We start from the raw sequence: 23423 nt of genomic DNA on the forward strand, positions 1-23423 counted from the left end.
ATGAATTATGGAAAAAGTGATTCCCGACCGCCTGTCCACCTTGGGTCATCCGGCTCGGTTGGCCGTTTTCCGGCTGTTGATGCGCCGGTATCCCGATCGCATACCCGCGACCGAGATTGCCATGGCGTTGGACCTCAAGCCGAATACGCTGTCCAACTACGTAAACGCGCTGATGCAGGCCGGCCTTGTGACGCAGGAAAGGGTCGGGACGTCCTTGCGCTACTCGGTGGATATGGACGCCGTGGGGCAGACGTTCGATTACCTTCTGCTGGATTGCTGCCGTGGGCGTCCGGAACTCTGCGCGCCCAGTCCACTCAACGGCGTTGACGCGCATGCGGCCAAGGCCCCGCGTACCTACAACGTATTGTTCATATGCACCGGGAATTCCGCGCGTTCGATTTTCGCCGAGGCCCTGTTGAAGCAGCTTGGCGGCGACCGGTTCAACGTGTTTTCTGCCGGTACACGTCCGCGGTCCCAGTTGAACCCAGCGGCGCTTGAGGTGCTGCGGCAGAATGGGCACGACATCTCGGACCTGCGCGCCAAGAATGTAAGCGAGTTCCAGGCCCCGGGCGCGCCGAAGTTCGATTTCGTGTTCACCGTATGCAATCAGGCTGCGAACGAAGACTGCCCCGCCTGGCCCGGGCAGCCGGTCAGCGCGCATTGGGGTATGCCCGATCCGGTGAAGGCCGAGGGAACAGAGGCCCAAAAACGCCTTGCCTTCCAGCAGGCCTACGGCGCGTTGCGCAACCGGATCCTGACCTTTTCGTCGCTGCCGTTCGAAACCCTAGACCGTATGTCCCTTCAGAAGGCCGTGGATGACATCGGCCAGACCCATACCGGAGAAACCGCATGACCGTTTATGCTCTCAACGGCCTTGGCCGCATCGGCAAGCTGGCCTTGAAACCCCTGCTTGAGAAAGGGGCGCAGATCGCCTGGATCAATGATGCGGTGGGGGACCCCGCGATGCACGCGCATCTTCTGGAGTTCGACACCGTGCATGGCCGCTGGGCCGCCGACTTCAGTCATGACGAAAACTCGGTCACCATCGACGGCGTTCGGTTGCCCTTCATCGGAACCCGCAACCTGTCGGATCTGCCGCTTGAGGGCGTCGACGTCGTCATCGACTGCACCGGGGTCTTCAAGACCGAGGCAAAGCTGGCCCCTTACTTTGACGCCGGTGTGAAGAAGGTGGTGGTCTCGGCTCCGGTAAAGGATGGTGATGCGGCCAATATCGTCTTTGGCGTGAACGAAGGCACTTATGACCCGGCGCGCCACCGCATCGTGACCGCGGCCAGCTGCACCACGAACTGCCTGGCCCCGGTGGTCAAGGTCATCCACGAGAGCCTGGGCATCCGGCACGGCTCGATCACCACGATTCATGACGTGACCAACACGCAAACGATCGTGGATCGCCCGGCCAAGGACCTGCGCCGTGCGCGCTCGGCGTTGAACTCGCTGATCCCCACGACCACCGGCAGCGCCACGGCGATCACCCTGATCTATCCCGAACTGAAGGGGCGGCTGAACGGGCATGCGGTGCGGGTGCCGCTGCTGAATGCCTCGCTGACCGATTGCGTGTTCGAGGTTGAACGCGAAACCACCGCCGAAGAGGTGAATGCCCTGTTCAAGGCAGCGGCCGAGGGACCTCTGGCCGGCATTCTGGGCTATGAGGAGCGTCCTCTGGTCTCGACCGACTATACCAATGACACCCGGTCCAGCATCGTGGATGCACCGTCAACCATGGTGGTGAACGGAACGCAGGTAAAGGTCTATGCCTGGTACGACAACGAGATGGGCTATGCGCATCGGCTGGTGGATGTCGCGATGATGGTCGGGGCATCGCTTTGACCAGCGCTTCCCAACGTCCCGACGGGCTGTCGGCCTATATGGCCGTCACGGCTGCCTATTGGGCCTTCATGCTGACCGATGGCGCCCTGCGGATGCTGGTGCTGCTGCATTTTCACACGCTGGGCTTTTCACCGGTTCAGCTGGCCTATCTGTTCGTGCTGTACGAGATCGCCGGGATGGCCACCAACCTGGCCGCCGGGTGGATCGCCGCGCGGTTCGGTCTGACCGCGACCCTGTACGCGGGGCTGACGATACAGGTGCTGGCCTTGCTGGCGCTGGCGCAATTGGATCCGGGCTGGACCATCGGTGTGTCGGTCGCCTTCGTGATGGTCGTTCAGGGCGCCAGCGGGGTGGCCAAGGACCTGACCAAGATGTCGTCGAAATCGGCGGTCAAGCTGTTGGCCCCCACCGAGGGCAACGGACTGTTCCGCTGGGTCGCGGTGCTGACCGGGTCGAAGAATGCGGTGAAGGGGTTGGGCTTCCTGCTGGGGGCGGCCTTGTTGGCCGGGTTCGGCTTTGCCGGCGCCGTGCTGGGCATGGCGGGGGTCTTGTTCCTGATCCTGGTGGCGGTGCTGCTGGCGATGCCGCCGGGGCTGCCCAAGGGCCGCAAGGGCGCTAAATTTTCCGAGGTCTTTTCGAAATCGGCCAATGTGAACTGGCTGTCCGCGGCGCGGGTCTTCCTGTTCGGGGCGCGCGACGTCTGGTTCGTCGTCGGCATCCCGATCTATTTCTACGCCGTGCTGTCGGATGGCAGCGAAGTCGGCAACCGCTCGGCCTTTTTTCTGATCGGCGGGTTCATGGCCTTGTGGATCATTCTGTACGGCATTGTTCAGGCTGCCGCCCCGCGTCTGCTGCGGGCAGGGGCGCGGGATGAGGCCGATCTGGTCGCAGCGGCGCGCAGCTGGGCCTGGGGGCTGGCCTGCGTGCCGGCCGTCCTGACGGTGGCTGCGCTGATGTCCTCTGAGCCCGCGCCGTGGCTGACGCTGACGCTGGTGGGTGGCCTGCTGGCCTTTGGCGCGGTCTTTGCGGTGAATTCCTCGCTGCATTCCTATCTGATCCTGGCCTTCACCCGGGCCGAGCGGGTGACGATGGATGTGGGTTTCTACTACATGGCCAATGCGGGCGGGCGGCTGTTGGGTACGCTGCTGTCCGGCCTGACTTATCAATGGGGCGGGTTGCCCTTGATGCTCGGGACGGCGGCCGCCATGGTCGCGCTTTCCGCCTTGGCTGCGGGGCGCTTGCAGCCCCACACAACTTCGGAGATCTCTGCATGAGCGTATTTGAACGGTATCTGTCCCTGTGGATCGCGCTGGCAATGGCCGCCGGGATCGCCATCGGCTCATTCGCGCCGGGTTTGGTCCAGGCCATCGCGGCGGCCGAGGTGGCCAATGTCAACCTGGTGGTGGCGGTGCTGATCTGGGCCATGGTCTATCCGATGATGGTGGGGGTGGACCCAAGCAGCCTGCGCGACGTGGTAAAACAGCCCAAGGGGCTGGCGATCACGCTGGTGGTCAACTGGCTGATCAAGCCCTTCACCATGGCGGCGCTGGGCGTGCTGTTCTTCGAATACGTCTTCGCCGACCTGATCGCGCCCGCCGATGCCCAGCAATATATCGCGGGGCTGATCCTGCTGGGTGCGGCGCCCTGCACGGCAATGGTGTTCGTCTGGTCGCATCTGACCAAGGGGGACGAGAACTATACCCTGCTGCAGGTGTCGGTGAATGACATCGTCATGGTCTTTGCGTTCGCTCCGATCGTGGCCTTCCTGCTGGGTGTGACCGACATTTCGGTTCCGTGGCAGACGCTGGTCCTGTCGGTTGTCCTGTTCGTGGCGCTGCCCCTGGCGGCAGGTGTCTGGACGCGCAACCGGCTGGGCTCGGCCGAGCGGATCGAGGCGTTCCGCGACCGGATCAAACCATGGGGCGTTGTTGGCCTGATCGCGACCGTCGTCATCCTGTTCGGCCTGCAGGGGCAGGTGATCCTGGACCGCCCGATGGTTATAGCGCTGATCGCCGTGCCGATCCTGATCCAGTCCTACGGGATCTTTGCGGTGGCTTATGCGGCGGCTTTTGCCCTGCGCGTGCCGCACCGGATTGCGGCGCCCTGCGCACTGATCGGCACATCGAACTTCTTTGAACTGGCGGTGGCCGTCGCCATCAGCCTGTTCGGCCTGAATTCGGGGGCGGCTCTGGCCACGGTGGTAGGCGTTCTGGTCGAGGTGCCGGTGATGCTGTCGCTGGTGGCTTTCGCCAACCGGACGCGCGGCAGTTTTGCCGAGCGCTCGGAACAATCTCCAAAGGACGTCCGGGCCTAGCAATCCGATGGTGGAAATCTGGCGTCAAACAGTGGTAGACGCCTAGCGCGGACCCGGCTTGGCCGGGCGCCGCACTTTTGTCTGGGCCACAAAAAGGAACGTGCACTGATGGCTGGGTTTCAATCTCGGGCACATGCTGATCGCAGCGAAGTCACTCGCGCTGCGCGCTTGTCGGTTGCGCCGATGATGGATTGGACCGATCGGCACTGTCGGTATCTGCACCGTTTGCTCAGTGCTGAAACGCTTTTGTACACGGAAATGGTGACGGCCCCTGCTCTGGTACGGGGTGGAGCGCTGCATCTTCTGGACCATAACCCCGAGGAACACCCCGTTGCTCTGCAATTGGGCGGATCTGACCCGCGGGAGCTGGCTCAGGCGGCCGCATTCGGGGCTGAGGCCGGATATGACGAGATCAACCTGAACTGCGGCTGCCCGTCGGATCGGGTTCAATCAGGAACGTTTGGAGCCGTCTTGATGAAAGAGGCGGGTCGGGTCGCCGATTGCGTGGCCGCCATGCGGGAAGCTGTTGATGTCGATGTCACGGTCAAATGTCGGATCGGCGTGGATGACCAAAACCCCGAGGACGTATTGCCCGACTTTCTGGATCGGATTCGCGCCGCCGGCTGTCAGCGCGTGACGATACACGCCCGCAAAGCGTGGCTTCAGGGGCTTAGCCCCAAAGAAAACAGGGATATACCGCCGCTGGACTACGATCTGGTTCACCGGATGAAAGCCGGTTTTCCGGATCTCCACATCTCGATCAACGGAGGCATCACGACACTGGCCGAAGCCCAGGTGCATCTGGACGCCGGACTGGACGGAGTGATGATCGGCCGGGCTGCTTATCATCAGCCGACCGATATTCTCGCCGATGCCGACCCGCTGATCTACGGGTCGGGGCAAAAGGCGGATCCGGTTGAAGTCGTGATGAAAATGCTGCCCTATATCGATCGGCATCTTGCCGGCGGGGGGCGGTTGCACCAGATCACCCGACATATGCTGGGATTGTTCACAGGACGCCCGGGCGCTCGTGGTTGGAGGCGTGCTTTGTCCGAAGGCGCGGTCAAAGACCATGCCGGACCCGACGTGGTTCTGGGCGCGCTGTCCCGCGTGGCACCGGATGCCGAGGCGGCGCAAGTAGTTTAAGACGGCCCACGGGCCGGGGACCAAGGGGGACGGATGCCCGATACGATGTTGCTGGCCCAGATGCTGGGCCTTTTGCTTGTGATCGGCGCGCTCGCCGGTGTTTTGGCTGGCCTTTTGGGAGTAGGTGGCGGGATCGTTCTGGTGCCGGCCTTCTTCTACGCGTTTCAAACGCTAGGATATGGTGGCCCGCAGCTGATGCAGCTGTGTCTTGCGACGTCACTTGCCACGATCATCGTGACTTCGGTTCGTTCGGTGCTGAGTCACAACAAGAAAGGCGCTGTCGATTGGGATATTCTACGCGGTTGGGGTCCGGGTATCGCTGTCGGTGCGATTGTTGGCGTACTGGTCGCCTCGGCCCTGCGCACGGAAGCGTTGCAGGCGCTGTTCGGTATCCTTGGAATGGTGATTGGCGCCTATCTGGGACTTGGCAAGTCCGAATGGCGATTGGGTGATGCCATGCCCGGCGGGCTGAAGCGGTTGGTGATTTCGCCTTTGGTCGGGTTTCTGTCGGTGCTGATGGGAATTGGCGGCGGCAGCTTTGGGGTGCCCCTGATGAGCCTCTACAACACACCGATCCATCGGGCCGTTGCGACCGCCGCGGGCTTTGGCGTGATCATCGCCGTACCCTCGGTACTGGGCTTTCTGTTTCTGCCGATCGCAGCTGAACACCGTCCGCCGCTGACAATCGGCGCCGTCAATCTTGTGGCCTTTGGTGTGGTTGTTGCGATGACGATGATCACCGCGCCCTGGGGGGTGAAACTGGCCCATGCGATGGACCCCAAGCCGCTCAAACGGGTGTTTGCCGTGTTCCTCACGCTGGTGGCCCTGAATATGCTGCGCAAGGCAGTAGGGTGGTAAGGCCTTTCTGGTCGCGGGGTTGGGAAGTATTCCCCTACGACCAGCCCATAGCAGACTGGGTGGCCCACGCCCTACCACTGGCGCAGCAGGCCGCCAGTGACCCAGCCCACCGGCAGTGGTTGGATTGCGAAGGCACCTGGTTCATCGGCGTCGATGCTCTGCCCAATGACGGGGCAGGGCGTGTCGGGGCCTCAGCCCCGTTGAGCGGGCAGGCTGTCGCGTTTCTGGATGAACACTATGGATCGATCGAATTGCACAAGGGGCAGGTCTCGGTCGTCTATCCCGGCTATCCGCGCCCGCGCAGGGGCGAGAACGAGGCGGCGGCCCGATACCGGGCCAAGCGCGACGCGGCGCATGTGGATGGCCTGAAACCCGGCGGCCCGGACCGTCGGCGCAAGATCGACGAACCTCACGCATGGGTCCTGGGTATCCCACTGACACAGGCGAGCGCAGATGCCGCGCCTCTGGTCGTTTGGGATGGCAGCCACAGGATCATGGGCGCGGCATTCCGGGCTGCGTTGGCCGGTGTTCCTCGCGCTCAGTGGGCGCAGACCGATATCACCGAGGCCTATCAGGCTGCTCGTCGCGAAGTGTTCGAAACCTGCCCGCGTATCGAAGTGTCGGCCTCGCCCGGCGAAACCTACGTGTTGCATCGCCATTGTCTGCATGGGGTCGCGCCTTGGGGGGCGGGGGCAACGGCGGGGCCGGACGGACGGATGATTGCCTATTTCCGGCCCGAGCTGCCGGGCGGTGTGGCCGAATGGATCGAATCCCCGTAACCTTCTGCCATTCTTTGGCTTTGGAGGCTCAAAATGATTACGGTCCACAAGAATTCCGACGGTGCATTGATCGAAATCGAATTGTCCGGCGAAGTTACAAGCGCCGATTACACAAACACTCTGGTTCCCGCAATCGAGGCTGCGCTGGCGGAACATGACGCCGTCCGCCTGCTGGTTATCGTCGGCCCCGAGTTCAAAGGCTACGATCTGGGCGCTGCTTGGGAAGATACCAAGCTGGGCCTAAGCCATTGGCGCGGGTTCGATCGCGCTGCGGTCGTCGCAGACAAGGGCTGGGTCCAGACCAGCGTGCGCCTGGCTGCGCCGCTGATGCCCTGTCCGGTGCAGGTGTTCGAGCTGGCCGAGCTGGAAGAAGCGCGCCGCTGGATCCGTGAATCTCTGGGCGCGATCCACATTGTGGATTTAGGCGGGCCATGCGTGCAGGTCAGCCTGATGGGTAAGCTGGACCCCGAGGAATACGAAAAGGCCGAAGCCGATTTGGATGCCATCCTGGGTGACCGGGATGCGTTCCGGTTGCTGATTGATCTGAGGGAGTTCGATGGCTGGCAAGGGCTGACCGCTCTGGCCGCGCATTTCCGTCTGGCCCGCGGTCACGTGGGAATGCTGGATCGGGCAGCCATCGTCGGCGACAAGGCCTGGCAGAACATCGCGCAGCGCGTGGGGGGTCACATTCTGGGTACACGCACCCAGTTTTTCCCGTCCGAAGAGATTGAAAACGCCAAGGCGTGGCTGGCTGCCGGATGACGATGGCGCGCGGCCCGAATGATTGGGCCGCGCTGCGCGTCCGGGGCAAATCCTGGATTGACACATGACGCTGTCGCGGGCCGGTCCAACTTGTTACGTTACGTCCTTTTCGCCCAACCGCGAGGCGCGAAGGCATTGTAACTGTTGAGTCTCTCCGGCTGATTTGTCTAATTGGTAAAAAAATTGAAGCGCGACGGCAGGTTTTCCCCCTTTCTCAAGAGCCTGACTCCGGTATGCGCAAATCGTCGCTGCGGGCCGCCACTCACTCACGCATAGTTATACGGCTCGACCCCCCTTTTTCCGAGCTCTCGACCGGCCCGCAGCGACGCAGATTTATTCAGGAAGGCTCGTATGCGGCTGATCAAGTTTTTGAAAAGAAAATCCATGACCAGCGCGGCTGTCGAAGTTGATTTTCAGGAAGCCAGTCTTCGACGGTCGCAGACCAGCAAGTCGGAAATCACCCGTTTGTTCCGCAGTGAATTGAAGGCCGGGCAACGGTCCGGTGTGAAGACATGCGCAGACACTGCGAAAGATGAAGAAGAGAGCCGGAAGACCGACAAAGCCCTTTGAAGGTCAGGATTTGTCCAGACGGGCCGCGCGACCACCCCGTCTCTTGGCCAAGCGAGGCTTGCGGGCAGGCAGGTCATTCATGATTTCGGCGCGTTCCGAGCTGTCCATTTTCGACCAGCGCGTGATTTCGTCGATGGTGCGATAGCAGCCGGTGCAGATACGCTCGGTCGGATGCACGACGCAGATCTGGACACAGGGGCTTTCGACCTCGTTCCTTTTCCAAATCATGTTCGTCATCGCCGGTCTCCGGGCTCGTTAAAGAAAGCGCAGCCTGTCCAGCGCTCCTTGCAGGATATAACCCGCCGCGACGTGGTCGATAACCTGTCCGCGACGTTTTCGTGTCGTATCCGCCTCCAAAAGTGCCTTTTCTGCCGCAACTGTGCTCAGACGCTCGTCCCAGAACCCGATCGGGATGTCGGTCAGTTGGGACAGGTTGCGGGCAAACGCGCGGGTCGATTGGCACCTTGGACCCTCGGATCCGTCCATATTCATGGGCAGGCCAAGAACGATCCCTCCGATCTCGCGGTCGGCAGCGATTTCCAGAAGGCGGGCAGAGTCCAGCTTGAATTTCTTGCGGCGCACGGTCTCAAGTGGGCTGGCTACGCCGCGCATGCGGTCGGAAACAGCCACGCCGATCGTCTTTTCGCCCAGGTCCAGACCCATCAGCGCCTGCAACGGGGGCAGTGCGGCTGCGAAATCCTCGAACACATCGTGGATCATTGCGACAGACCAGCCTGCTGCGCGGCCGAGTTGATCAGTTCAAGCGCGGCAGGGTCTTCGGCAAACTTGGTCGCGGCTTCATCGCGGATCGCGGCGGCCTGCTCGGTTTCTCCCAGCACCCCAAGCGCCGAGATCAGTCGAGCCCATTCCTGCGGAGAACCACCTTCGGTCGCCAGCCGGTCCGACAATCCGTCAACCATGCCGCGGATCATCTCTTGACGCTCCTCGGGCGTCATTTCCGCCGCTGCTTCCATATCCGACTGGCTGGGGCCCGGACCCGCCGGAGCAGCTGCGATTTCGGGCGCGTTGAACACGCCGGCGCGCCAGGCAAGTTCGTCGATCTGGGCGCGAATGGCGTTGGCCCAAGGCGCGCCCGGCGGCGAAGTGCGCAGCGTGTCCATCCAGACGCGATAAGCCTGGTCCGGCCGTCCGATCTGCAGCAGCATCTGTCCCCAGTAATAGCGCGCCGGTCCCGATTGCGGGTCGCGTTCCAGTGCCTGACGCAAGGCCGCTTCGGCTTCGGGCGAGACATAGCCCCCTGCCGCCAGGATCAGCATTTCTGCCAGGTTAGAATAGGCGTCCGCTGGGGCCTCATCCCCCATCAACTCGATTGCACGGCGCTGGGCTTCATAACCGGCCTGAAAATTGCCCGCGTTGGTTTCGTGCTGCGCCAATAGAATGTGACCCTGAAGATCGTCCGGTCGGTCGGCCACGGTCGTGCGCAGCTGGTTCAGAAGGTTGGCATAGCTGTCTTCAAGCTGAGGCGCTTCGACGGGCGGGGCCATCTGCTCGGCCTCTTCCTGGCCGGGTCTGTTCTCACGCAGTTCGGCGGCCATCTCCATGCGCGCTGAAAGCGGCTGATCAGGGTATCCGGCAGCGCCCAGTTGGCGGTACAAAGCAAACGCTCCGCCGATCAGAACCAGGGCAACGAACCCAATGGCGGCCAACCGAACAGTGGTCGACGGCCCGGTCGTCGCGTCACCGGTACGGATTTGCGCGTCGGCGGCCAGGATACGGCGCGAAATCTCGGTCCGAACCCGCTCGGCGTCGGCTTTGGCGATCACTCCGCGGGCCAGATCGCGATCAACGCTGGCCAGCTGTTCCTTGTAGACCCGCAAATCGTAGGCCGCCGGATGTTCCTGTCGCCGGCGGGTTCGGGTCAGGCCAAAGGCCAGGAATGCGGTGATCGACAGCGCAAAGAGCAGAAGCAGAACCCAGAATGTCATGATCTCTCCGGAATTGTTGCCCTCACTTAGACCTGCGCGCGCCCGGAAAAAAGGGACAAATGGCCGCGAATGGCCTACATGTCGCAATAGTGCGATATTGCGGCGCTGTACGGCAGGGGTAATCTGTCGCCGCACGGCATATCTTCGGCCAATCACGAACCGGACGGATTCGCTCATGAAACACTATTCAGCCTTTGCCGTAGCGCGAGAGGCGCTGCGCTATCACACCGGATGGGAGCGCGCCTGGCGTTCGCCAGAACCCAAGAAACGGTATGACGTGATCATCGTCGGTGCCGGCGGGCACGGTTTGGCGACGGCGTATTATCTGGGCAAGAACTACGGTATCCAGAACGTCGCAGTGATCGAAAAGGGCTGGCTGGGCGGCGGCAATACCGGGCGGAACACGACCATCATCCGCTCGAACTATCTGCAGGACCCGTCGGCGGCGATCTACGAAAAATCGCGCGGTCTGTACGAGGATCTGAGCCAAGATCTGAACTACAACGTGATGTTCAGCCCGCGCGGCGTGATGATGCTGGCGCAAACCCAGCACGAGGTGCGCGGCTATCAGCGTACGGCGCATGCCAACGCGCTGCAGGGGGTCAAGACCGAATGGATCGAGCCCGAGCGCGTAAAGCAGCTGGTCCCGATCATCAACATCGACGGCCCGCGCTATCCGGTCCTTGGCGCGCTGTGGCAAGAGCGCGGAGGTACCGCACGCCACGATGCGGTGGCCTGGGGTTATGCGCGTGCCTGTTCGAATATGGGTATGGACATCATCCAGCAGTGTGAGGTCACGGGCGTCCGGTCTGAAAACGGTCGCGTCACAGGGGTCGAGACGACCAAGGGCGCCATCGAATGTGACAAGCTGGGCATCGTGGTCGCGGGCCATTCGGGCCAGCTGGCCGAGATGGCGGGCTTTCGCCTGCCGGTCGAGGCGCTGGCCCTGCAGGCGCTGGTGTCCGAGCCGATCAAGCCCTGCATGGACGTGGTGGTGATGGCCAACACCGTACACGGCTACATGTCGCAATCCGACAAGGGCGAGATGGTGATCGGCGGTGGCACTGACGGGTTCAACAACTTCACCCAGCGCGGCAGCTTCCACCATATCGAGGAAACCGTCCGCGCCTTGGTCGAAACCTTCCCGATGATCTCGCGGCTGAAGATGCTGCGCCAGTGGGGTGGCATCGTGGACATGACCGGCGACCGCTCGCCCATTCTGTCCAAGACGCCGCTGGGCGGTTGCTTCATCAATTGCGGTTGGGGCACCGGCGGGTTCAAGGCCATCCCCGGCTCGGGTTGGGGCATGGCGCAGCTGATGGCCACCGGGCATTCCCCGCTGACCGAGGCGTTCTCGCTGGACCGGTTCAAAGAGGGCCGCTTCATCGACGAAAGCGTCGCCGCCGGGGTCGCGCACTGATGTCAGTCGCCCCAATGTGCTCCGTGAATGGTCTCAGAACTTTTCGGGCTGTCGGATTTTGGCTTGATGGCCTTCTTTTCCTCAGACCGGAAAATGAAAAACGCGATCAGCCCAATGACGGCAAGCGTGCCTACAACGGTCAGAATTATCGTCAAAATATCCATACCCTAGACTTGGGCGTGTGGTCGAAAGATTTCAAGCAAGGAGTAGCCACATGCTGATCCTGAAGTGCCCCTATTGCGGCGTCGACGCCGAAGAGACCGAACTGACCGCCGGTGGCGAAGCGCATCTGAAACGCTTCGGTCCCGAGGCGTCGGACGACGATTTCCATGACTATCTGTTCATGCGCGAAAACCCCAAGGGCGTGCATTTTGAACGCTGGCGCCACAGCAACGGCTGTGGCAAGTGGTTCCATGCCGCGCGCTGCACGGCGACGCTCGAGGTGTTCGGCACCTATTCGGCCCAGGTCACCGAGCCGCCGCAGGAGATCCGCGATGCGATTTCGGCCAAACGGCCGGGTTGGACGTGGAGAGAGTTCTCCTGATGCTTCGTCTTTTCAAGAACACATCCGCCGGAGGTCTTGGTGCCTCCACCTGCGAAAGGTCCGCAACATGAGCACCCGTCTCGCAAATCAAGGTCGCCTGATCGACAGATCGAAACCGGTCACGTTTTCATTCAACGGTACCGCGATGCAAGGCTATCAGGGCGACACGCTGGCCTCGGCCCTGCTGGCCAACGATCAGATGATGGTCGGCCGGTCATTCAAATACCACCGTCCGCGCGGCGTCGTGGCCAGCGGCGCCGAGGAGCCCAACGCGCTGGTCGGTTTGGGGCAGGGCAACCGGTTCGAGCCGAACCAGCGCGCCACTACGACCGAGCTGTTCAACGGCCTGACCGCGATCTCGCAGAACCACTGGCCCAGCCTGGAATATGACATCGGCGCGGTGAACACGGCTCTGGCGCGGTTCCTGCCGGCGGGGTTCTACTACAAGACGTTCATCCACCCCAAGCCGTTCTGGAAACATGTGTACGAGCCGTTCATCCGCCAGTCCGCCGGTCTGGGCAAGGCGCCCGATAAGGACAGCCGCGACGCGGATACCTATGAACACTTCTATGCCTTCACCGACGTATTGGTGATCGGCGGCGGTGTTGCGGGCCTGCAGGCGGCCAAAGCCGCCGCGCAATCGGGCGCCAAGGTCATGCTGATCGAGCAGACCGCCTATTGGGGGGGGCGCGCGCCTGTCGACGGCGGCACCGTCAACGACGAGCCTGTGGATAAGTTCGTGGAACAATTGGTTTCCGAACTCGAAACAATGGGCAACGTCACCATGCGGTCGCGCTGCATGGGGGCTGGGGTCTATGATCACGGTTACGTGCTGGGATACGAGCGTCTGAACGACCACAAACCGGGCACCCAGGGCCCGCGCCACCGCCTTTGGCGCATCCGCGCCAAACAGGTCGTTACGGCGACCGGTGCGATCGAGCGCCCGCTGTCCTTTGCCGGCAATGACGTGCCGGGGGTGATGCTGGCTTCGGCCATGCGCGACTATGTCGTGAACTGGGGCGTGACCCCGGGCGAGCGCGTGATCGTCACCACTAACAATGACGACGCCTACCGAACCGCGATCATTCTGAAACAGGCTGGCGTGGATGTGTTGCGCGTCATCGATGCCCGTCCCTCGGCCGGGCCGCTGGCGGACGAGGCGCGCAGCCTCGGCATCCGGGTCGATCCCGGCAAGGCCATCGCCAAGGTCAAGGGCGGCAAGCGGGTCAAGAAGGTCGCGATCTGCAACCAGGAAGGCATCGGCGGCGCTCGGGAAGAGGTCGAATGCGACGCGGTTGCCATGTCGGGCGGCTGGTCTCCGGTGGTGCACCTGTGGTCCCATTGCGGCGGCAAGCTGATCTGGGACGAAGCCAACGCCCATTTCCGCCCTGATCCTGACCGTCCGCCGCTGGGCGCGAATGGCGCAGGCTTTGTTGTGGCCGCGGGCTCGGCAAGCGGGCCGCTGGCGCTGGGCGAGGTTCTGGCCGATGCCCACGCCGCGGGCAAGGCCGCGGCCAAGGCAGCCGGGTTCAAGCCGAAGAACACCAAGGCTCCGCAGGGCGAGACTGAGACGGAAGCGCCGATGCAGGCCGTCTGGCTGATGCCCGCTAAGGCCGAGGTGCAGTTGCGCATGAAGTCGTGGCTGGACTTCCAGAACGACGTGAAGGTCTCGGATGTGCAACTGGCCGCACGCGAGGGCTATGAAAGCGTCGAGCACACCAAGCGTTATACCACGCTGGGCATGGCGACGGATCAGGGTAAGCTGAGCAATATCAACGGCCTGGCGATCCTTGCTGATGCGCTGGAGTCGGAGATTCCCAAGGTCGGCACCACCACTTTCCGCCCGCCCTACACGCCCATCTCGATGGGCGCCATCGCGGGCGAGGCGCGCGGCGAGGTGTTCCAGCCGATCCGCCGCACGCCGATGCATGACTGGCATGACCGGAATGGTGCCGATTGGGAGCCGGTGGGCCACTGGCGCCGCCCTTACGCCTATGTCCGAGCCGGGGAAACCGTGCATGACGCGGTGAACCGCGAGGTCAAGAACACCCGTGAAAACCTCGGGCTGCTGGATGCCTCGACCCTGGGCAAGCTGATCGTCAAGGGCCCGGACGCGGGCAAGTTTCTGGACATGATGTACACCAACATGATGTCCACGCTGAAGGTCGGCAAATGCCGCTATGGCCTGATGTGCTCGGAAAACGGCTTCCTGATCGACGACGGCGTGGTGGCCCGGATCGACGAGGACACCTGGCTGTGCCACACCACCACCGGCGGCGCCGAGCGCATCCATGCCCATATGGAGGAATGGCTGCAGACCGAGTGGTGGGACTGGAAGGTCTATGTCGCCAACGTGACCGAGCAATACGCCCAGGTCGCCGTGGTGGGCCCCAACGCCCGCAAGGTACTGGAGAAGCTCGGCGGCATGGATGTCAGCCGCGAGGCGCTGCCCTTCATGGAGTGGCGCGATGGCCAGATCGGCAGTTTCGACTGCCGGGCCTACCGTATCTCGTTCTCGGGCGAGCTGTCCTATGAAATCGCGGTGCCCGCCAGCCAGGGGCAGGCCTTCTGGGATTCCCTGATGGAGGCCGGGAAAGAGTTTGGCGTGATGCCTTATGGCACGGAATGTCTTCACATTCTGCGGGCCGAGAAGGGCTTCATCATGATCGGGGACGAGACCGACGGCACCGTGATCCCGCAGGACCTGAGGCTGCACTGGGCGATCTCGAAGAAGAAAGAGGATTTCCTGGGCAAGCGGGCGCAGGAACGCTCTCACATGACCGACCCGGACCGCTGGAAACTGGTGGGTCTGGAAACTGTGGATGGATCGGTTCTGCCCGACGGCGCCTATGCGGTGGGCGAGGGCGTGAATGCCAACGGCCAGCGCAACGTGATCGGGCGCGTGACCTCGACCTATTACTCGGCCAATTTGGGCCGGGGCATCGCCATGGGGCTGGTCAAGAACGGGCCGAACCGCATGGGAGAGGTGATCGAATTCCCGGGCACCGACGACAAAATCTACAAGGCCAAGATCGTGGACCCGGTGTTCTACGACAAGGACGGGGAGAAGCAGAATGTCTGAACCCATCAGCGCACTGAACCACGCAAGCTTTGACGGCATCGCCCGGATCGAGGAATGCGGCCTGCAGGGGATGATCACCCTGCGCGGCGATCTGTCCGACAAGCTGGTGATCAAGGCGGTCAAGGACGCCACCGGCCAGAAGATGCCCGGCCAGCGCGAGGCTTTCGTCGATGGCGAGACCGGCGTCTGCTGGATGTCGCCGGACGAGCTGCTGGTGCTGGTTCCTTACGCCGAGGTCGAGGCCAAACTGGCCGCCATGCAGGGCGCGCTGAGCGGCGTTCACGCGCTGGCGGTCAACGTCTCGGACGCGCGGGCGGTGTTCCGGGTCTCGGGATCGACCGCGCGTGAGGTGCTGGGCAAGGTTGCGCCCGTCGATTTCTCGTCCGATGCCTTCCAGCCCGGTCAGATCCGGCGCACGCGCCTGGCGCAGGTTGCGGGGGCGTTCTGGATGGACGACGCGGAATCCTTTCGCGTGGTGTGCTTCCGATCGGTGGCGGATTACGTGTTCAAGCTGCTGAAGGTTGCGGCGCAGCCCGGCAGCGAGGTCGGATACTACTGAACCCGACCCCACCTTGGCAGACAGAAAAAGCCCCGGACACTACCGGGGCTTTTCATTATTTGACGACCTCGCATCTGCCGGTTCCGTAGGGTTTGTTCGATGCCCCGACATTCACGAAACTGCCGCTCACCTTCAGCCCGCCATCTGTCGCAAGATTCGCCTGATAGCGCATGCGAATGGCCTGACCTTCGGTACTCTTGAGCGTCACGTTCCAGATCATCCGAAAGCCCTTGGCCCCAACGATCCCGAAGCTGCGCGTTGGTCCAGTCATGGTAGTTGCTGGCGGCTTGGGCCGTGCCGGCCTCGGGGTCGATTTGAAAGGCATATTCGGGTGCAACCCAGCCGTGGCAATCCTTTTTCGTGATCGTACACTTGTAAGCCGTGGGGGATGCGGCAGCCGCCTGTGCCGTCAGAACCGCGGCGAGAAATGGAATAAGTCGCAAGTCAATTTTCCTGTAATTTCAATGATCAATACAGGAAAATGAACACTGCGTCGTCGGGTGTTCAAGGGCAAACTCTCGTTTGCGTAGAGTTTCCGTCACGGAACTCTATTCCGTGAACAGGACGCTACGGTACTGGGTCAAAGCGCTCGGGCCCAGCAAGTCCTGGGCCGAGATTGGGCGCCCGGCTTCATCGTGCATGTTCGAGTAGAAGGACAACGTAGCAAGCAGGGCTTCGACCCGTTCGGCGCGGTTGTTTTGGTCCAACAGGGGCGCGTGCAGCGACAGATACAGGGCTGGCTTCTGCTCCCGCAGCCAGTCGGCGAGCGTCGGCAGAACCGCAAACTCCGCCCCTTCGATGTCCATTTTGACCAGCGAAATGCATGTCAAGTCCGTCGCTGTGGTGAACTGGTCCCAGGCGATGGTCAGGGCATCGGTTCCATGCGCGCCGTCATGCAGGAGCGAGCTGGTGGAGTCGCCGCGCTCGCCCCTGACTGAAGCCATGCGCGCCACGCCGAACCGGTCGGACAAAGCCACGCCAAAGGCCGAGACATTGCGGATGTCGTTCAGGTCTAGGTTCCAGGCCAGATGGCGAAAGGCGGTGGGGTCGGGTTCGAAACACCAGACATGCCGGGCCTTGCGCGCGCCATAAAGAACCGTCGGCCCGATCCAGGCGCCGATGTCCAGATAGTCGCGGTCGGGCGACAGGTGCTGGTCCAGGACCACGAAAGTCTCGGGCTCCCACGCGCCGCTTGAGGCCTTGCGCCAGAATTTCGAATGGTAGGGGTCCAGCCGGAACACCTCGCCATTCAGGTTGCCTGCACAATGACCGCGGGCACGGTAGAACATCTTGCGCGCCTGCGTCAGCATCGCGGACCTCCGGGTTTTCTGCGCTCGGGCCTTGACCTGCGGCGGTTGCCAAAGCATTTAACCTTGGGAACGCAACACAAATTTACAGGGGGCCGAGATGGCTTTTGAACTTCCTGATCTTCCTTATGCACATGACGCGCTGGCAGCCAAGGGCATGTCGGCGGAAACGCTGGAATATCACCATGATCTGCACCACAAGGCCTATGTCGACAACGGCAACAAGCTGATCGCCGGGACCGAGTGGGACGGCAAGTCGCTGGAAGAGATCATCGTCGGCACCTATGACAAGTCGGCCGTCGCACAGAACGGGATCTTCAACAACATCAGCCAGCTTTGGAACCACAACCAGTTTTGGGAAATGATGGGTCCGGGCGAGTCGAAGATGCCGGGCGAGCTGGAAAAGGCGTTGGTTGAAAGCTTCGGTTCGGTCGAGGAGTTCAAATCGCAGTTCAGCGCGGCCGGTGCCGGTCAGTTCGGTTCGGGCTGGGCGTGGCTGGTCAAGAATGCCGACGGTTCGCTGGCGGTTACCAAAACCGAAAACGGTGTGAACCCGCTGTGCTTCGGCCAGACGGCGCTTCTGGGTTGCGACGTGTGGGAGCACTCCTACTACATTGACTTCCGCAACAAGCGTCCGGCCTACCTGTCGAACTTCCTCGACAACCTGGTGAACTGGGAAAACGTTGCATCGCGGATGTAACTCTTGACCCGACGAGGGTTCATCAAGGGCCTGCTGGCGGTGACGCTGGCAGGCCTTGTTGTTTCGCTGTACGGGTTCTTTATCGAACCGGCTATGCGGCTGCGGGTTCGCAAATGGAAGCTCAAGCGCGCGGACTGGACGGCGCCTCCGCTGCGGATCGCGGTCATCGCCGACCTTCATGCCGGCGAGCCATTCGTTACCGTAAAGCGTATCAAGCAGGTCGTAAGGCGCACAAATGCGCTGGATGCCGATCTGGTCTTGCTGCTGGGGGATTTCACCGCCAGCCACAGGATGGTTTCGAAACCTGTCGCGATGGCGGACATCACCCCGGTTCTTGCCGGACTGACCGCGCGCCATGGGGTTTTCGCGGTGCTGGGAAACCATGACTGGTGGGATGATACGGCCGCTCAACGCCGGGGCGGTGGGCCCAACTTATATGCCGATGCGTTGGCCGCGAGTGGCATCCCGGTCCTATCCAATTCTGCGCAGAAACTGGATGGTCCGGGAATCTGGCTGGCGGGCCTCGAAGACCAACTGGCCATCGTGGAGGGCAATGGGCGATACCGCGGCCTGGACGATCTGTCCGGCACGTTGCGGCAGATTACCGATGACGCGCCCGTCATCCTGATGGCGCATGAACCGGACATATTTCCCCAAGTGCCAGATCGCGTTGCCTTGACACTGTCCGGTCACACGCATGGTGGTCAAATCAGACTGTTTGGGTGGTCGCCCGTGGTGCCCTCGCTGTTTGGCAATCGCTATGCCTACGGCCCGGTGCGCGAAGGTGGAAAGGATCTGGTAGTTTCCGGCGGCATTGGGTGCTCGATCCTTCCGGTCCGGTTTGGTGTTACACCCGAGATTACGCTTGTCGAAATTTCGGCCTGATCTGCGCTTCGGGTGGAAACTTGCCGATACGTCAACTTTTGCGCGCATGCGCCGTTGCAAGACGCCAAAGAGTGATTAGCTGTTAGTTGCGGGAGGAGAGAACCGCCAAAACCAAAACAATGAGGGAATAGCTGCCAAATTGTGCCGTGGGTGCAAGATGTTGGCTGTTCTTGTTCGGGCGGGGGACGGCCACGAAAACCACAACGGGAGATCGCAATGGTCGCACTTGCACAGGGTACTTGGGTCATCATCGCCGACGGGGAAAAAGCACTGTTCACTGAAAACGTGACGGATGCCGAGAACCCCAATCTGGTGGTCGTATCAGTTGAGGAACATGATCATCTCGCCGCGCGGAGCAAGCCCTCGGATCGGGCGGGACGGCGAAATGATACCGGGCCGAACCAGAAATCTGCGGTGGAAGAAGACACCTGGCGCACTCACGCCAAATCCCTGTTTGTCCAGGATGTGGCCAACCTGCTCAACAAAAAAGGGCTGAAGGGCGCGTACAAGCGGCTTGTTCTGGTTGCCAGCCCACAGGTCCTGGGCCTGCTGCGCCGGCGCCTTCACAGCGAAGTTCTGGCCAAAGTCGTAGCCGAAGTCGACAAGACCCTGACCAATCATCCACTGCACAAGGTCGAAAAGGTGCTGCAACGCCAACTGCGCACCTCGACCGCCTGATCTAGCTAGTTCGGGACTCACGGGCGGGGAAGCCGCCCGTGACGCCTATTATTTCAATAACTTGCGCAATTCGTCCATCGCGGACTCGGCGTCGTCGACCCAGGTAATGAAACGGGCCAAGGAGGCATCCGCAAAACCTGCGTCGATCACCTGATCCAAAAGCGTGTGAAGCGCGTCCCAGTATCCGTCCACATTCATCACCAGAATGGGTTTGTCATGCAGGCCCAACTGGCGCCAGGTCAGTGCCTCGAACAACTCGTCCAACGACCCGGGTCCGCCGGGCAGCACGACCACGGCATCCGCATTCATGATCATGACTTTCTTGCGCTCGTGCATCGTTTCGGTGACCACAAAACGCGTCAGATCTGTTTTTCCCACTTCCCGCCGGAGCAGATGAACCGGTATCACGCCGAAGGTTTCGCCTCCGGCCGCTTGCGTGGCCCGGGCGACTTCACCCATCAGGCCCACGTCACCCGCACCGTAGACCAGCCGCCAGCCCTCGGCGGCCAGCAGCCGTCCAAAGGTGCCTGCGGCCTTTGTGTAGGCCGAATTCGCGCCATTGCGTGACCCGCAATACACACAGATCGATTTCTGGGACATCAAACAGCGACTCCGGGGTTGTGTCAGAGGTTTTGACCCGTGATAGCGGGATTGGTAAATTGGCTCAACCGTTCGGCGGAAAGCTTTTGAGTCAAGGCATTTGCGCTGCGGAGTGAAGGAAAAAACATGGACGCCAAATCGGGAAGCGGTAGGTCGGGTGCATTCGTCTGGGGTATCCTTGCGGGTATCTTGGCTGTGATTGGCGCCGGGGGCTTGTATCTTTCGGGTGTCTTCGGTCCTGCGCCGCAGTCTGAACAGTCCACTACGGAAGAGGCCGTCGCCGAAAGCGCCAGCGAAGAGACGACTGAGCCAGCCGCTGCACCGGCACCAAGCCCGGATGCAGAGGACTCGCAGGTCGTTGCGGAAACTGACAACGCGGACGAGGTTCAGACCTCGACCGAGACCGAAGAAGCAACCGCGCCGGAAGCCGAAGAGAAAACTGCGACCGACGAGCAGACTGCGCAGGACGCGACGGTTGAAGAACAGCCGGCAGAGGCTGCTCCCACACCCGAGGCTAACGCGGCCGCAACTGCTCCGACGCTCGACCAGATATTCGTGGAGCCCGACGGCAATGCGCTGCTGTCCGGCAAAGGCGACCCGGGCAGTCAAATTCGTATCCTGCTGGATGGCGAGCCGATCCACAGCTTCACGGTCGATGGCAGCGGCCAGTTCGCCGAGTTCGTCACCATCCCCTTCAGCGAGGCCGCGCGAGGTCTGGTTCTTGAAGCCGGTGACGGTACCCGGTCTGCGCAATCGGATGACTATCTGATTGCCGCGTTGCCCAAGCCGCCTGCGCCACCCGCTAAGGACGAGCAAGTCGCCAGCACGGACACCGAAGCGCAGGACGAAACGGCGGAACAGCCGTCTGCGGCCGCAGTCGCAGAGGACACCGAGGTCGCGCAAGCGGACGAGACCGTTTCCGGGGCGCGGGACGAAGAAGCAACCTCACCCGAGGCCACGACCGAGACTCAATCCAGCGAAAGCCAGCAGGTGGCCGTTTTGCGGTCCGGTGAGGAAGGGGTTGAGCTTGTCCAGTCGCCGTCGTCCGAAGACGCGTCGCCCGAGCAGGTTGCGCTTGATACGATCGGCTATTCCGACGCTGGCGATGTCCAATTGTCCGGCCGTGTGTCCGAGGGTGCTGCGGTTCGGCTCTATCTGAACAACAAGCTGGTGGCCGATATCACGCCAGGGCAGGACGGTGATTGGCGCGGGGAAATCCAAGAAGTCGATCCCGGTGTCTATACGCTGCGCGTTGACGAAGTCGACACGGACGGAACGGTGCTGAGCCGTCTGGAAACGCCGTTCAAGCGCGAGCCGGTTGAAGTTCTGCAGGCGGCCGAGGCGCAGGATGCGGTGCCGGGCGCCGACCAGAGCACGCCGATCCGGTCCGTTACCGTGCAAAAGGGCGATACCCTGTGGGCGATCTCGCGAGAGCGTTTTGGCGACGGTGTTCTGTATGTCCGCCTGTTCGATGCGAACCGCGACCTGATCCGCGACCCCGACCTGATTTATCCAGGCCAGGTCTTCACCATCCCGGAATAAAGGCTTAGGTCTTGCGGGGCCGGGTTTTCGCCCGGCCTCGAAGCTTTCCGGGTCAGACATGAGAAGACTTGCGCCTATGCATTCCGCAGACATGCCACAGATGGACGAACGCAAGTCGGGTTGGCTGACTATCCGAAAAGTGGCTCCGTACCTGTGGCCCGAAGATGAGCCGTGGGTCAAACGGCGGGTGGTCTTCGCGATGGCCATGCTGGTTCTGGCGAAGTTGATCGCGGTCTATACGCCGATCCTGTACAAAGGCGCGGTTGACGCGTTGGCGGGCGAGGGCGTGCCGCCTTTGGCGCTGGGCGCCGTAGGGCTGACCGTGGCCTATGGCGTGGCGCGGATGATGACGGTGGGGTTCCAGCAGTTGCGCGATGCGCTGTTCGCGCCGGTGGGGCAACGCGCGCTGCGGGCGCTGGCGCTGGAAACCTTCCAGCACATCCACCAGCTCTCGATGCGCTATCATGTGACCCGCCGAACGGGCGGCCTCAGCCGGATCATCGAGCGCGGGGTCAAGGGCGTGGAGTTCCTGCTGCGCTTTCTCCTGTTTTCGATCGGCCCTCTGATCCTTGAACTGCTGCTGGTGGCGGTGGTTCTGATGTGGCTGTTCGACGTCTGGTACCTGGTCGTGGTGGCCGTCACCATCGCGCTGTACATCTGGTTCACCTTCACGGTCACCGAATGGCGCGTGAAGCTGCGGCGCGAGATGAATGACCAGGATACCGAGGCCAACCAGCGCGCCATCGACAGCCTGCTGAATTTCGAAACCGTCAAGTATTTCAACGCCGAACGGCGCGAAGCTGAACGATATGACGTGTCGATGAAGGCCTATGCGCAGGCCGCGTTGAAAACGGCATACTCGCTGGCCTTCCTGAATTTTGGTCAGTCCTTCCTGATCACTTGTGGCCTGATCGGAGTGATGGTTCTGGCCGCGATCGGCGTTCAGAACGGGCAGTTGACGGTGGGCGATTTCGTGATGGTCAACGCCTACATGATCCAGATCACCGTGCCGCTGAACTTTCTGGGCACCGTCTATCGCGAGATCCGGCAGGCCTTGGTGGATATGGGCCAGATGTTTCAGCTGCTGGAGCAGCCGGCCGAGGTGGTGGACAAGCCAGACGCAAAACCTCTGCAGATCACCGAAGGCCGGGTCGAACTGGACGATGTGCATTTCGGCTATGATCCGGACCGCGAGATCCTGCGCGGTGTCTCTCTGGTGGTGCCGGGGGGGCAGACCGTTGCCATCGTGGGCGCGACCGGCTCGGGCAAATCCACCATCGGGCGGTTGCTGTTCCGGTTCTACGACGTGACCAAGGGCGCGTTGCGGATCGACGGGCAGGATGTGCGCGACGTGACGCAGGAAAGCCTGCACGCCGCCATCGGCGTGGTGCCGCAGGATACAGTGCTGTTCAACGATACGATCCGATACAACATCGCCTATGGCCGCGAGGGGGCCTCGCAGGCCGAGATCGAAGCCGCCGCAAAAGCCGCCCAAATCCACGACTTCATCATCTCTCTGCCCGAGGGGTACGAGACCAAGGTGGGAGAGCGTGGCCTGAAGCTGTCTGGCGGCGAGAAGCAGCGCGTGGGCATTGCGCGGACGCTGTTGAAGAACCCGCCGATCCTGCTGTTGGACGAGGCCACGAGCGCGCTGGATACCGACACCGAGCAGGACATCAAGGATGCCCTGGCCCGCGCAGGCGAGGGGCGTACGGTGATCACCATCGCCCACCGCCTGAGCACGATTGCCGAGGCCGACCAGATCGTCGTTCTGGAAAAGGGCGAAATCATCGAGCAAGGCACCCACGACGAGTTGCTGCGCCGTGAAGGGCGCTATGCCCAGCTGTGGAACCGCCAGCAATCGGATACGCAGGCGGCCTGAA

At 62.1% G+C, this 23423-nt stretch carries 24 protein-coding genes; 18 read left to right on the top strand and 6 right to left on the bottom strand.

Annotation, left to right across the window (positions count from 1 at the left end):
* The first annotated feature begins 7 nt into the window (after positions 1 to 7).
* From ACR0LD_RS02595 to ACR0LD_RS02635, 9 genes are all read left to right on the top strand, one after another.
* A complete protein-coding gene (locus ACR0LD_RS02595; protein ID WP_480635551.1) occupies positions 8 to 853 on the top strand; it encodes an arsenate reductase/protein-tyrosine-phosphatase family protein in 846 nt (281 codons plus the stop codon).
* Positions 850 to 1848 carry an ArsJ-associated glyceraldehyde-3-phosphate dehydrogenase gene (locus ACR0LD_RS02600; protein WP_480635552.1) on the top strand — a complete coding sequence of 333 codons (999 nt, stop codon included), beginning with the start codon at positions 850 to 852 and terminating at the stop codon, positions 1846 to 1848. Before ACR0LD_RS02595 ends, ACR0LD_RS02600 begins: the two co-directional genes overlap by 4 nt.
* A gap of 38 nt (positions 1849 to 1886) precedes the next feature.
* Positions 1887 to 3122 (top strand): organoarsenical effux MFS transporter ArsJ, encoded by a 1236-nt coding sequence (gene arsJ, locus ACR0LD_RS02605; RefSeq protein ID WP_480636268.1) that lies wholly within the window; start codon positions 1887 to 1889, stop codon positions 3120 to 3122.
* Positions 3119 to 4162: an ACR3 family arsenite efflux transporter gene (arsB, locus tag ACR0LD_RS02610; RefSeq protein ID WP_170358628.1), complete on the top strand. Its 1044-nt coding sequence runs from the start codon at positions 3119 to 3121 to the stop codon at positions 4160 to 4162. The genes arsJ and arsB overlap by 4 nt, the downstream gene beginning before the upstream one ends.
* A gap of 108 nt (positions 4163 to 4270) precedes the next feature.
* The gene (gene dusA, locus ACR0LD_RS02615; RefSeq protein WP_480635553.1) at positions 4271 to 5308 is read left to right on the top strand and encodes a tRNA dihydrouridine(20/20a) synthase DusA; all 1038 of its coding nucleotides are present in this window, start codon (positions 4271 to 4273) and stop codon (positions 5306 to 5308) included.
* A gap of 33 nt (positions 5309 to 5341) precedes the next feature.
* The gene (locus tag ACR0LD_RS02620) at positions 5342 to 6166 is read left to right on the top strand and encodes a sulfite exporter TauE/SafE family protein (RefSeq protein ID WP_170337959.1); all 825 of its coding nucleotides are present in this window, start codon (positions 5342 to 5344) and stop codon (positions 6164 to 6166) included.
* Positions 6167 to 6225: 59 nt separating this feature from the next.
* Positions 6226 to 6945: a hypothetical protein gene (locus tag ACR0LD_RS02625; RefSeq protein ID WP_480635554.1), complete on the top strand. Its 720-nt coding sequence runs from the start codon at positions 6226 to 6228 to the stop codon at positions 6943 to 6945.
* 33 nt (positions 6946 to 6978) lie between these two features.
* Complete coding sequence (locus ACR0LD_RS02630; RefSeq protein WP_170363182.1) at positions 6979 to 7707, top strand: SpoIIAA family protein; 729 nt, start codon at positions 6979 to 6981, stop codon at positions 7705 to 7707.
* A 351-nt stretch (positions 7708 to 8058) separates the two neighbouring features.
* A complete protein-coding gene (locus tag ACR0LD_RS02635) occupies positions 8059 to 8277 on the top strand; it encodes a hypothetical protein (RefSeq protein WP_170418149.1) in 219 nt (72 codons plus the stop codon).
* Between the two features lie 3 nt (positions 8278 to 8280).
* Here the strand turns inward: ACR0LD_RS02635 and ACR0LD_RS02640 are convergent, their stop codons facing one another.
* From ACR0LD_RS02640 to ccmI, 3 genes are read right to left on the bottom strand one after another with little or no spacing between them, the layout of a single operon-like run.
* Positions 8281 to 8514 (bottom strand): DUF1289 domain-containing protein, encoded by a 234-nt coding sequence (locus ACR0LD_RS02640; protein ID WP_170337967.1) that lies wholly within the window; start codon positions 8512 to 8514, stop codon positions 8281 to 8283.
* 18 nt (positions 8515 to 8532) lie between these two features.
* Positions 8533 to 8997, bottom strand: a complete 465-nt coding sequence (ruvX, locus tag ACR0LD_RS02645) for a Holliday junction resolvase RuvX (RefSeq protein ID WP_170358658.1) — start codon at positions 8995 to 8997, stop codon at positions 8533 to 8535.
* Entirely contained in the window at positions 8994 to 10223 is a 1230-nt protein-coding gene (gene ccmI, locus ACR0LD_RS02650; RefSeq protein WP_480635555.1) for a c-type cytochrome biogenesis protein CcmI, read from the bottom strand. Before ccmI ends, ruvX begins: the two co-directional genes overlap by 4 nt.
* A 175-nt stretch (positions 10224 to 10398) precedes the next feature.
* Between ccmI and ACR0LD_RS02655 the strand changes: the two genes are divergently transcribed.
* The 4 genes from ACR0LD_RS02655 to ACR0LD_RS02670 all read left to right on the top strand — a co-directional run bounded on the left by ACR0LD_RS02655 (position 10399) and on the right by ACR0LD_RS02670 (position 15828).
* Positions 10399 to 11643, top strand: coding sequence for a sarcosine oxidase subunit beta family protein (locus ACR0LD_RS02655; protein WP_170366392.1), 1245 nt, complete (start codon positions 10399 to 10401; stop codon positions 11641 to 11643).
* A gap of 214 nt (positions 11644 to 11857) precedes the next feature.
* Positions 11858 to 12187 (top strand): sarcosine oxidase subunit delta, encoded by a 330-nt coding sequence (locus ACR0LD_RS02660; RefSeq protein ID WP_480635556.1) that lies wholly within the window; start codon positions 11858 to 11860, stop codon positions 12185 to 12187.
* A 67-nt stretch (positions 12188 to 12254) separates the two neighbouring features.
* On the top strand, positions 12255 to 15269 hold the full coding sequence (locus tag ACR0LD_RS02665) for a sarcosine oxidase subunit alpha family protein (RefSeq protein WP_480635557.1): 3015 nt from the start codon (positions 12255 to 12257) through the stop codon (positions 15267 to 15269).
* On the top strand, positions 15262 to 15828 hold the full coding sequence (locus ACR0LD_RS02670; protein WP_170528948.1) for a sarcosine oxidase subunit gamma: 567 nt from the start codon (positions 15262 to 15264) through the stop codon (positions 15826 to 15828). Before ACR0LD_RS02665 ends, ACR0LD_RS02670 begins: the two co-directional genes overlap by 8 nt.
* A gap of 55 nt (positions 15829 to 15883) precedes the next feature.
* Here ACR0LD_RS02670 and ACR0LD_RS02675 read toward each other — a convergent pair whose 3' ends face one another.
* Both ACR0LD_RS02675 and ACR0LD_RS02680 read right to left on the bottom strand, forming a co-directional pair.
* Positions 15884 to 16099, bottom strand: a complete 216-nt coding sequence (locus tag ACR0LD_RS02675) for a hypothetical protein (protein WP_480635558.1) — start codon at positions 16097 to 16099, stop codon at positions 15884 to 15886.
* A 277-nt stretch (positions 16100 to 16376) separates the two neighbouring features.
* Complete coding sequence (locus ACR0LD_RS02680) at positions 16377 to 17138, bottom strand: FkbM family methyltransferase (protein ID WP_480635559.1); 762 nt, start codon at positions 17136 to 17138, stop codon at positions 16377 to 16379.
* 97 nt (positions 17139 to 17235) lie between these two features.
* Between ACR0LD_RS02680 and ACR0LD_RS02685 the strand changes: the two genes are divergently transcribed.
* The 3 genes from ACR0LD_RS02685 to ACR0LD_RS02695 all read left to right on the top strand — a co-directional run bounded on the left by ACR0LD_RS02685 (position 17236) and on the right by ACR0LD_RS02695 (position 19398).
* Positions 17236 to 17835: a superoxide dismutase gene (locus ACR0LD_RS02685; RefSeq protein ID WP_093962459.1), complete on the top strand. Its 600-nt coding sequence runs from the start codon at positions 17236 to 17238 to the stop codon at positions 17833 to 17835.
* A gap of 3 nt (positions 17836 to 17838) precedes the next feature.
* On the top strand, positions 17839 to 18720 hold the full coding sequence (locus ACR0LD_RS02690) for a metallophosphoesterase (protein ID WP_170366377.1): 882 nt from the start codon (positions 17839 to 17841) through the stop codon (positions 18718 to 18720).
* A gap of 216 nt (positions 18721 to 18936) precedes the next feature.
* The gene (locus ACR0LD_RS02695) at positions 18937 to 19398 is read left to right on the top strand and encodes a host attachment family protein (RefSeq protein ID WP_170338489.1); all 462 of its coding nucleotides are present in this window, start codon (positions 18937 to 18939) and stop codon (positions 19396 to 19398) included.
* A gap of 48 nt (positions 19399 to 19446) precedes the next feature.
* On the opposite strand, the gene ACR0LD_RS02700 is transcribed toward ACR0LD_RS02695, so the two are convergent.
* Positions 19447 to 19998, bottom strand: a complete 552-nt coding sequence (locus ACR0LD_RS02700; protein WP_170338492.1) for an LOG family protein — start codon at positions 19996 to 19998, stop codon at positions 19447 to 19449.
* Positions 19999 to 20124: 126 nt separating this feature from the next.
* Here ACR0LD_RS02700 and ACR0LD_RS02705 point away from each other — a divergent pair, with 126 nt between their 5' ends.
* Positions 20125 to 21540: a LysM peptidoglycan-binding domain-containing protein gene (locus ACR0LD_RS02705; protein ID WP_480635560.1), complete on the top strand. Its 1416-nt coding sequence runs from the start codon at positions 20125 to 20127 to the stop codon at positions 21538 to 21540.
* A 76-nt stretch (positions 21541 to 21616) separates the two neighbouring features.
* On the top strand, positions 21617 to 23422 hold the full coding sequence (locus tag ACR0LD_RS02710) for an ABCB family ABC transporter ATP-binding protein/permease (protein WP_480635561.1): 1806 nt from the start codon (positions 21617 to 21619) through the stop codon (positions 23420 to 23422).
* The last annotated feature ends 1 nt before the right edge of the window (position 23423 follow it).

Source organism: Ruegeria sp. BF8 (genome assembly GCF_056538625.1).

Bases quoted from the DNA above. Each gene is read 5' to 3' on its own strand.
- ACR0LD_RS02700 (WP_170338492.1), bottom strand. From the start codon at position 19,998: ATGTCCCAGAAATCGATCTGTGTGTATTGCGGGTCACGCAATGGCGCG.
- ccmI (WP_480635555.1), bottom strand. From the start codon at position 10,223: ATGACATTCTGGGTTCTGCTTCTGCTCTTTGCGCTGTCGATCACCGCA.
- ACR0LD_RS02670 (WP_170528948.1), top strand. From the start codon at position 15,262: ATGTCTGAACCCATCAGCGCACTGAACCACGCAAGCTTTGACGGCATC.
- ACR0LD_RS02660 (WP_480635556.1), top strand. From the start codon at position 11,858: ATGCTGATCCTGAAGTGCCCCTATTGCGGCGTCGACGCCGAAGAGACC.
- ACR0LD_RS02595 (WP_480635551.1), top strand. From the start codon at position 8: ATGGAAAAAGTGATTCCCGACCGCCTGTCCACCTTGGGTCATCCGGCT.
- ACR0LD_RS02600 (WP_480635552.1), top strand. From the start codon at position 850: ATGACCGTTTATGCTCTCAACGGCCTTGGCCGCATCGGCAAGCTGGCC.
- ACR0LD_RS02665 (WP_480635557.1), top strand. From the start codon at position 12,255: ATGAGCACCCGTCTCGCAAATCAAGGTCGCCTGATCGACAGATCGAAA.
- dusA (WP_480635553.1), top strand. From the start codon at position 4,271: ATGGCTGGGTTTCAATCTCGGGCACATGCTGATCGCAGCGAAGTCACT.
- ACR0LD_RS02640 (WP_170337967.1), bottom strand. From the start codon at position 8,514: ATGACGAACATGATTTGGAAAAGGAACGAGGTCGAAAGCCCCTGTGTC.
- ACR0LD_RS02680 (WP_480635559.1), bottom strand. From the start codon at position 17,138: ATGCTGACGCAGGCGCGCAAGATGTTCTACCGTGCCCGCGGTCATTGT.
- ACR0LD_RS02630 (WP_170363182.1), top strand. From the start codon at position 6,979: ATGATTACGGTCCACAAGAATTCCGACGGTGCATTGATCGAAATCGAA.
- ruvX (WP_170358658.1), bottom strand. From the start codon at position 8,997: ATGATCCACGATGTGTTCGAGGATTTCGCAGCCGCACTGCCCCCGTTG.
- ACR0LD_RS02705 (WP_480635560.1), top strand. From the start codon at position 20,125: ATGGACGCCAAATCGGGAAGCGGTAGGTCGGGTGCATTCGTCTGGGGT.
- ACR0LD_RS02695 (WP_170338489.1), top strand. From the start codon at position 18,937: ATGGTCGCACTTGCACAGGGTACTTGGGTCATCATCGCCGACGGGGAA.
- arsB (WP_170358628.1), top strand. From the start codon at position 3,119: ATGAGCGTATTTGAACGGTATCTGTCCCTGTGGATCGCGCTGGCAATG.
- ACR0LD_RS02675 (WP_480635558.1), bottom strand. From the start codon at position 16,099: ATGACTGGACCAACGCGCAGCTTCGGGATCGTTGGGGCCAAGGGCTTT.
- arsJ (WP_480636268.1), top strand. From the start codon at position 1,887: ATGGCCGTCACGGCTGCCTATTGGGCCTTCATGCTGACCGATGGCGCC.
- ACR0LD_RS02620 (WP_170337959.1), top strand. From the start codon at position 5,342: ATGCCCGATACGATGTTGCTGGCCCAGATGCTGGGCCTTTTGCTTGTG.
- ACR0LD_RS02635 (WP_170418149.1), top strand. From the start codon at position 8,059: ATGCGGCTGATCAAGTTTTTGAAAAGAAAATCCATGACCAGCGCGGCT.
- ACR0LD_RS02655 (WP_170366392.1), top strand. From the start codon at position 10,399: ATGAAACACTATTCAGCCTTTGCCGTAGCGCGAGAGGCGCTGCGCTAT.
- ACR0LD_RS02685 (WP_093962459.1), top strand. From the start codon at position 17,236: ATGGCTTTTGAACTTCCTGATCTTCCTTATGCACATGACGCGCTGGCA.
- ACR0LD_RS02710 (WP_480635561.1), top strand. From the start codon at position 21,617: ATGCATTCCGCAGACATGCCACAGATGGACGAACGCAAGTCGGGTTGG.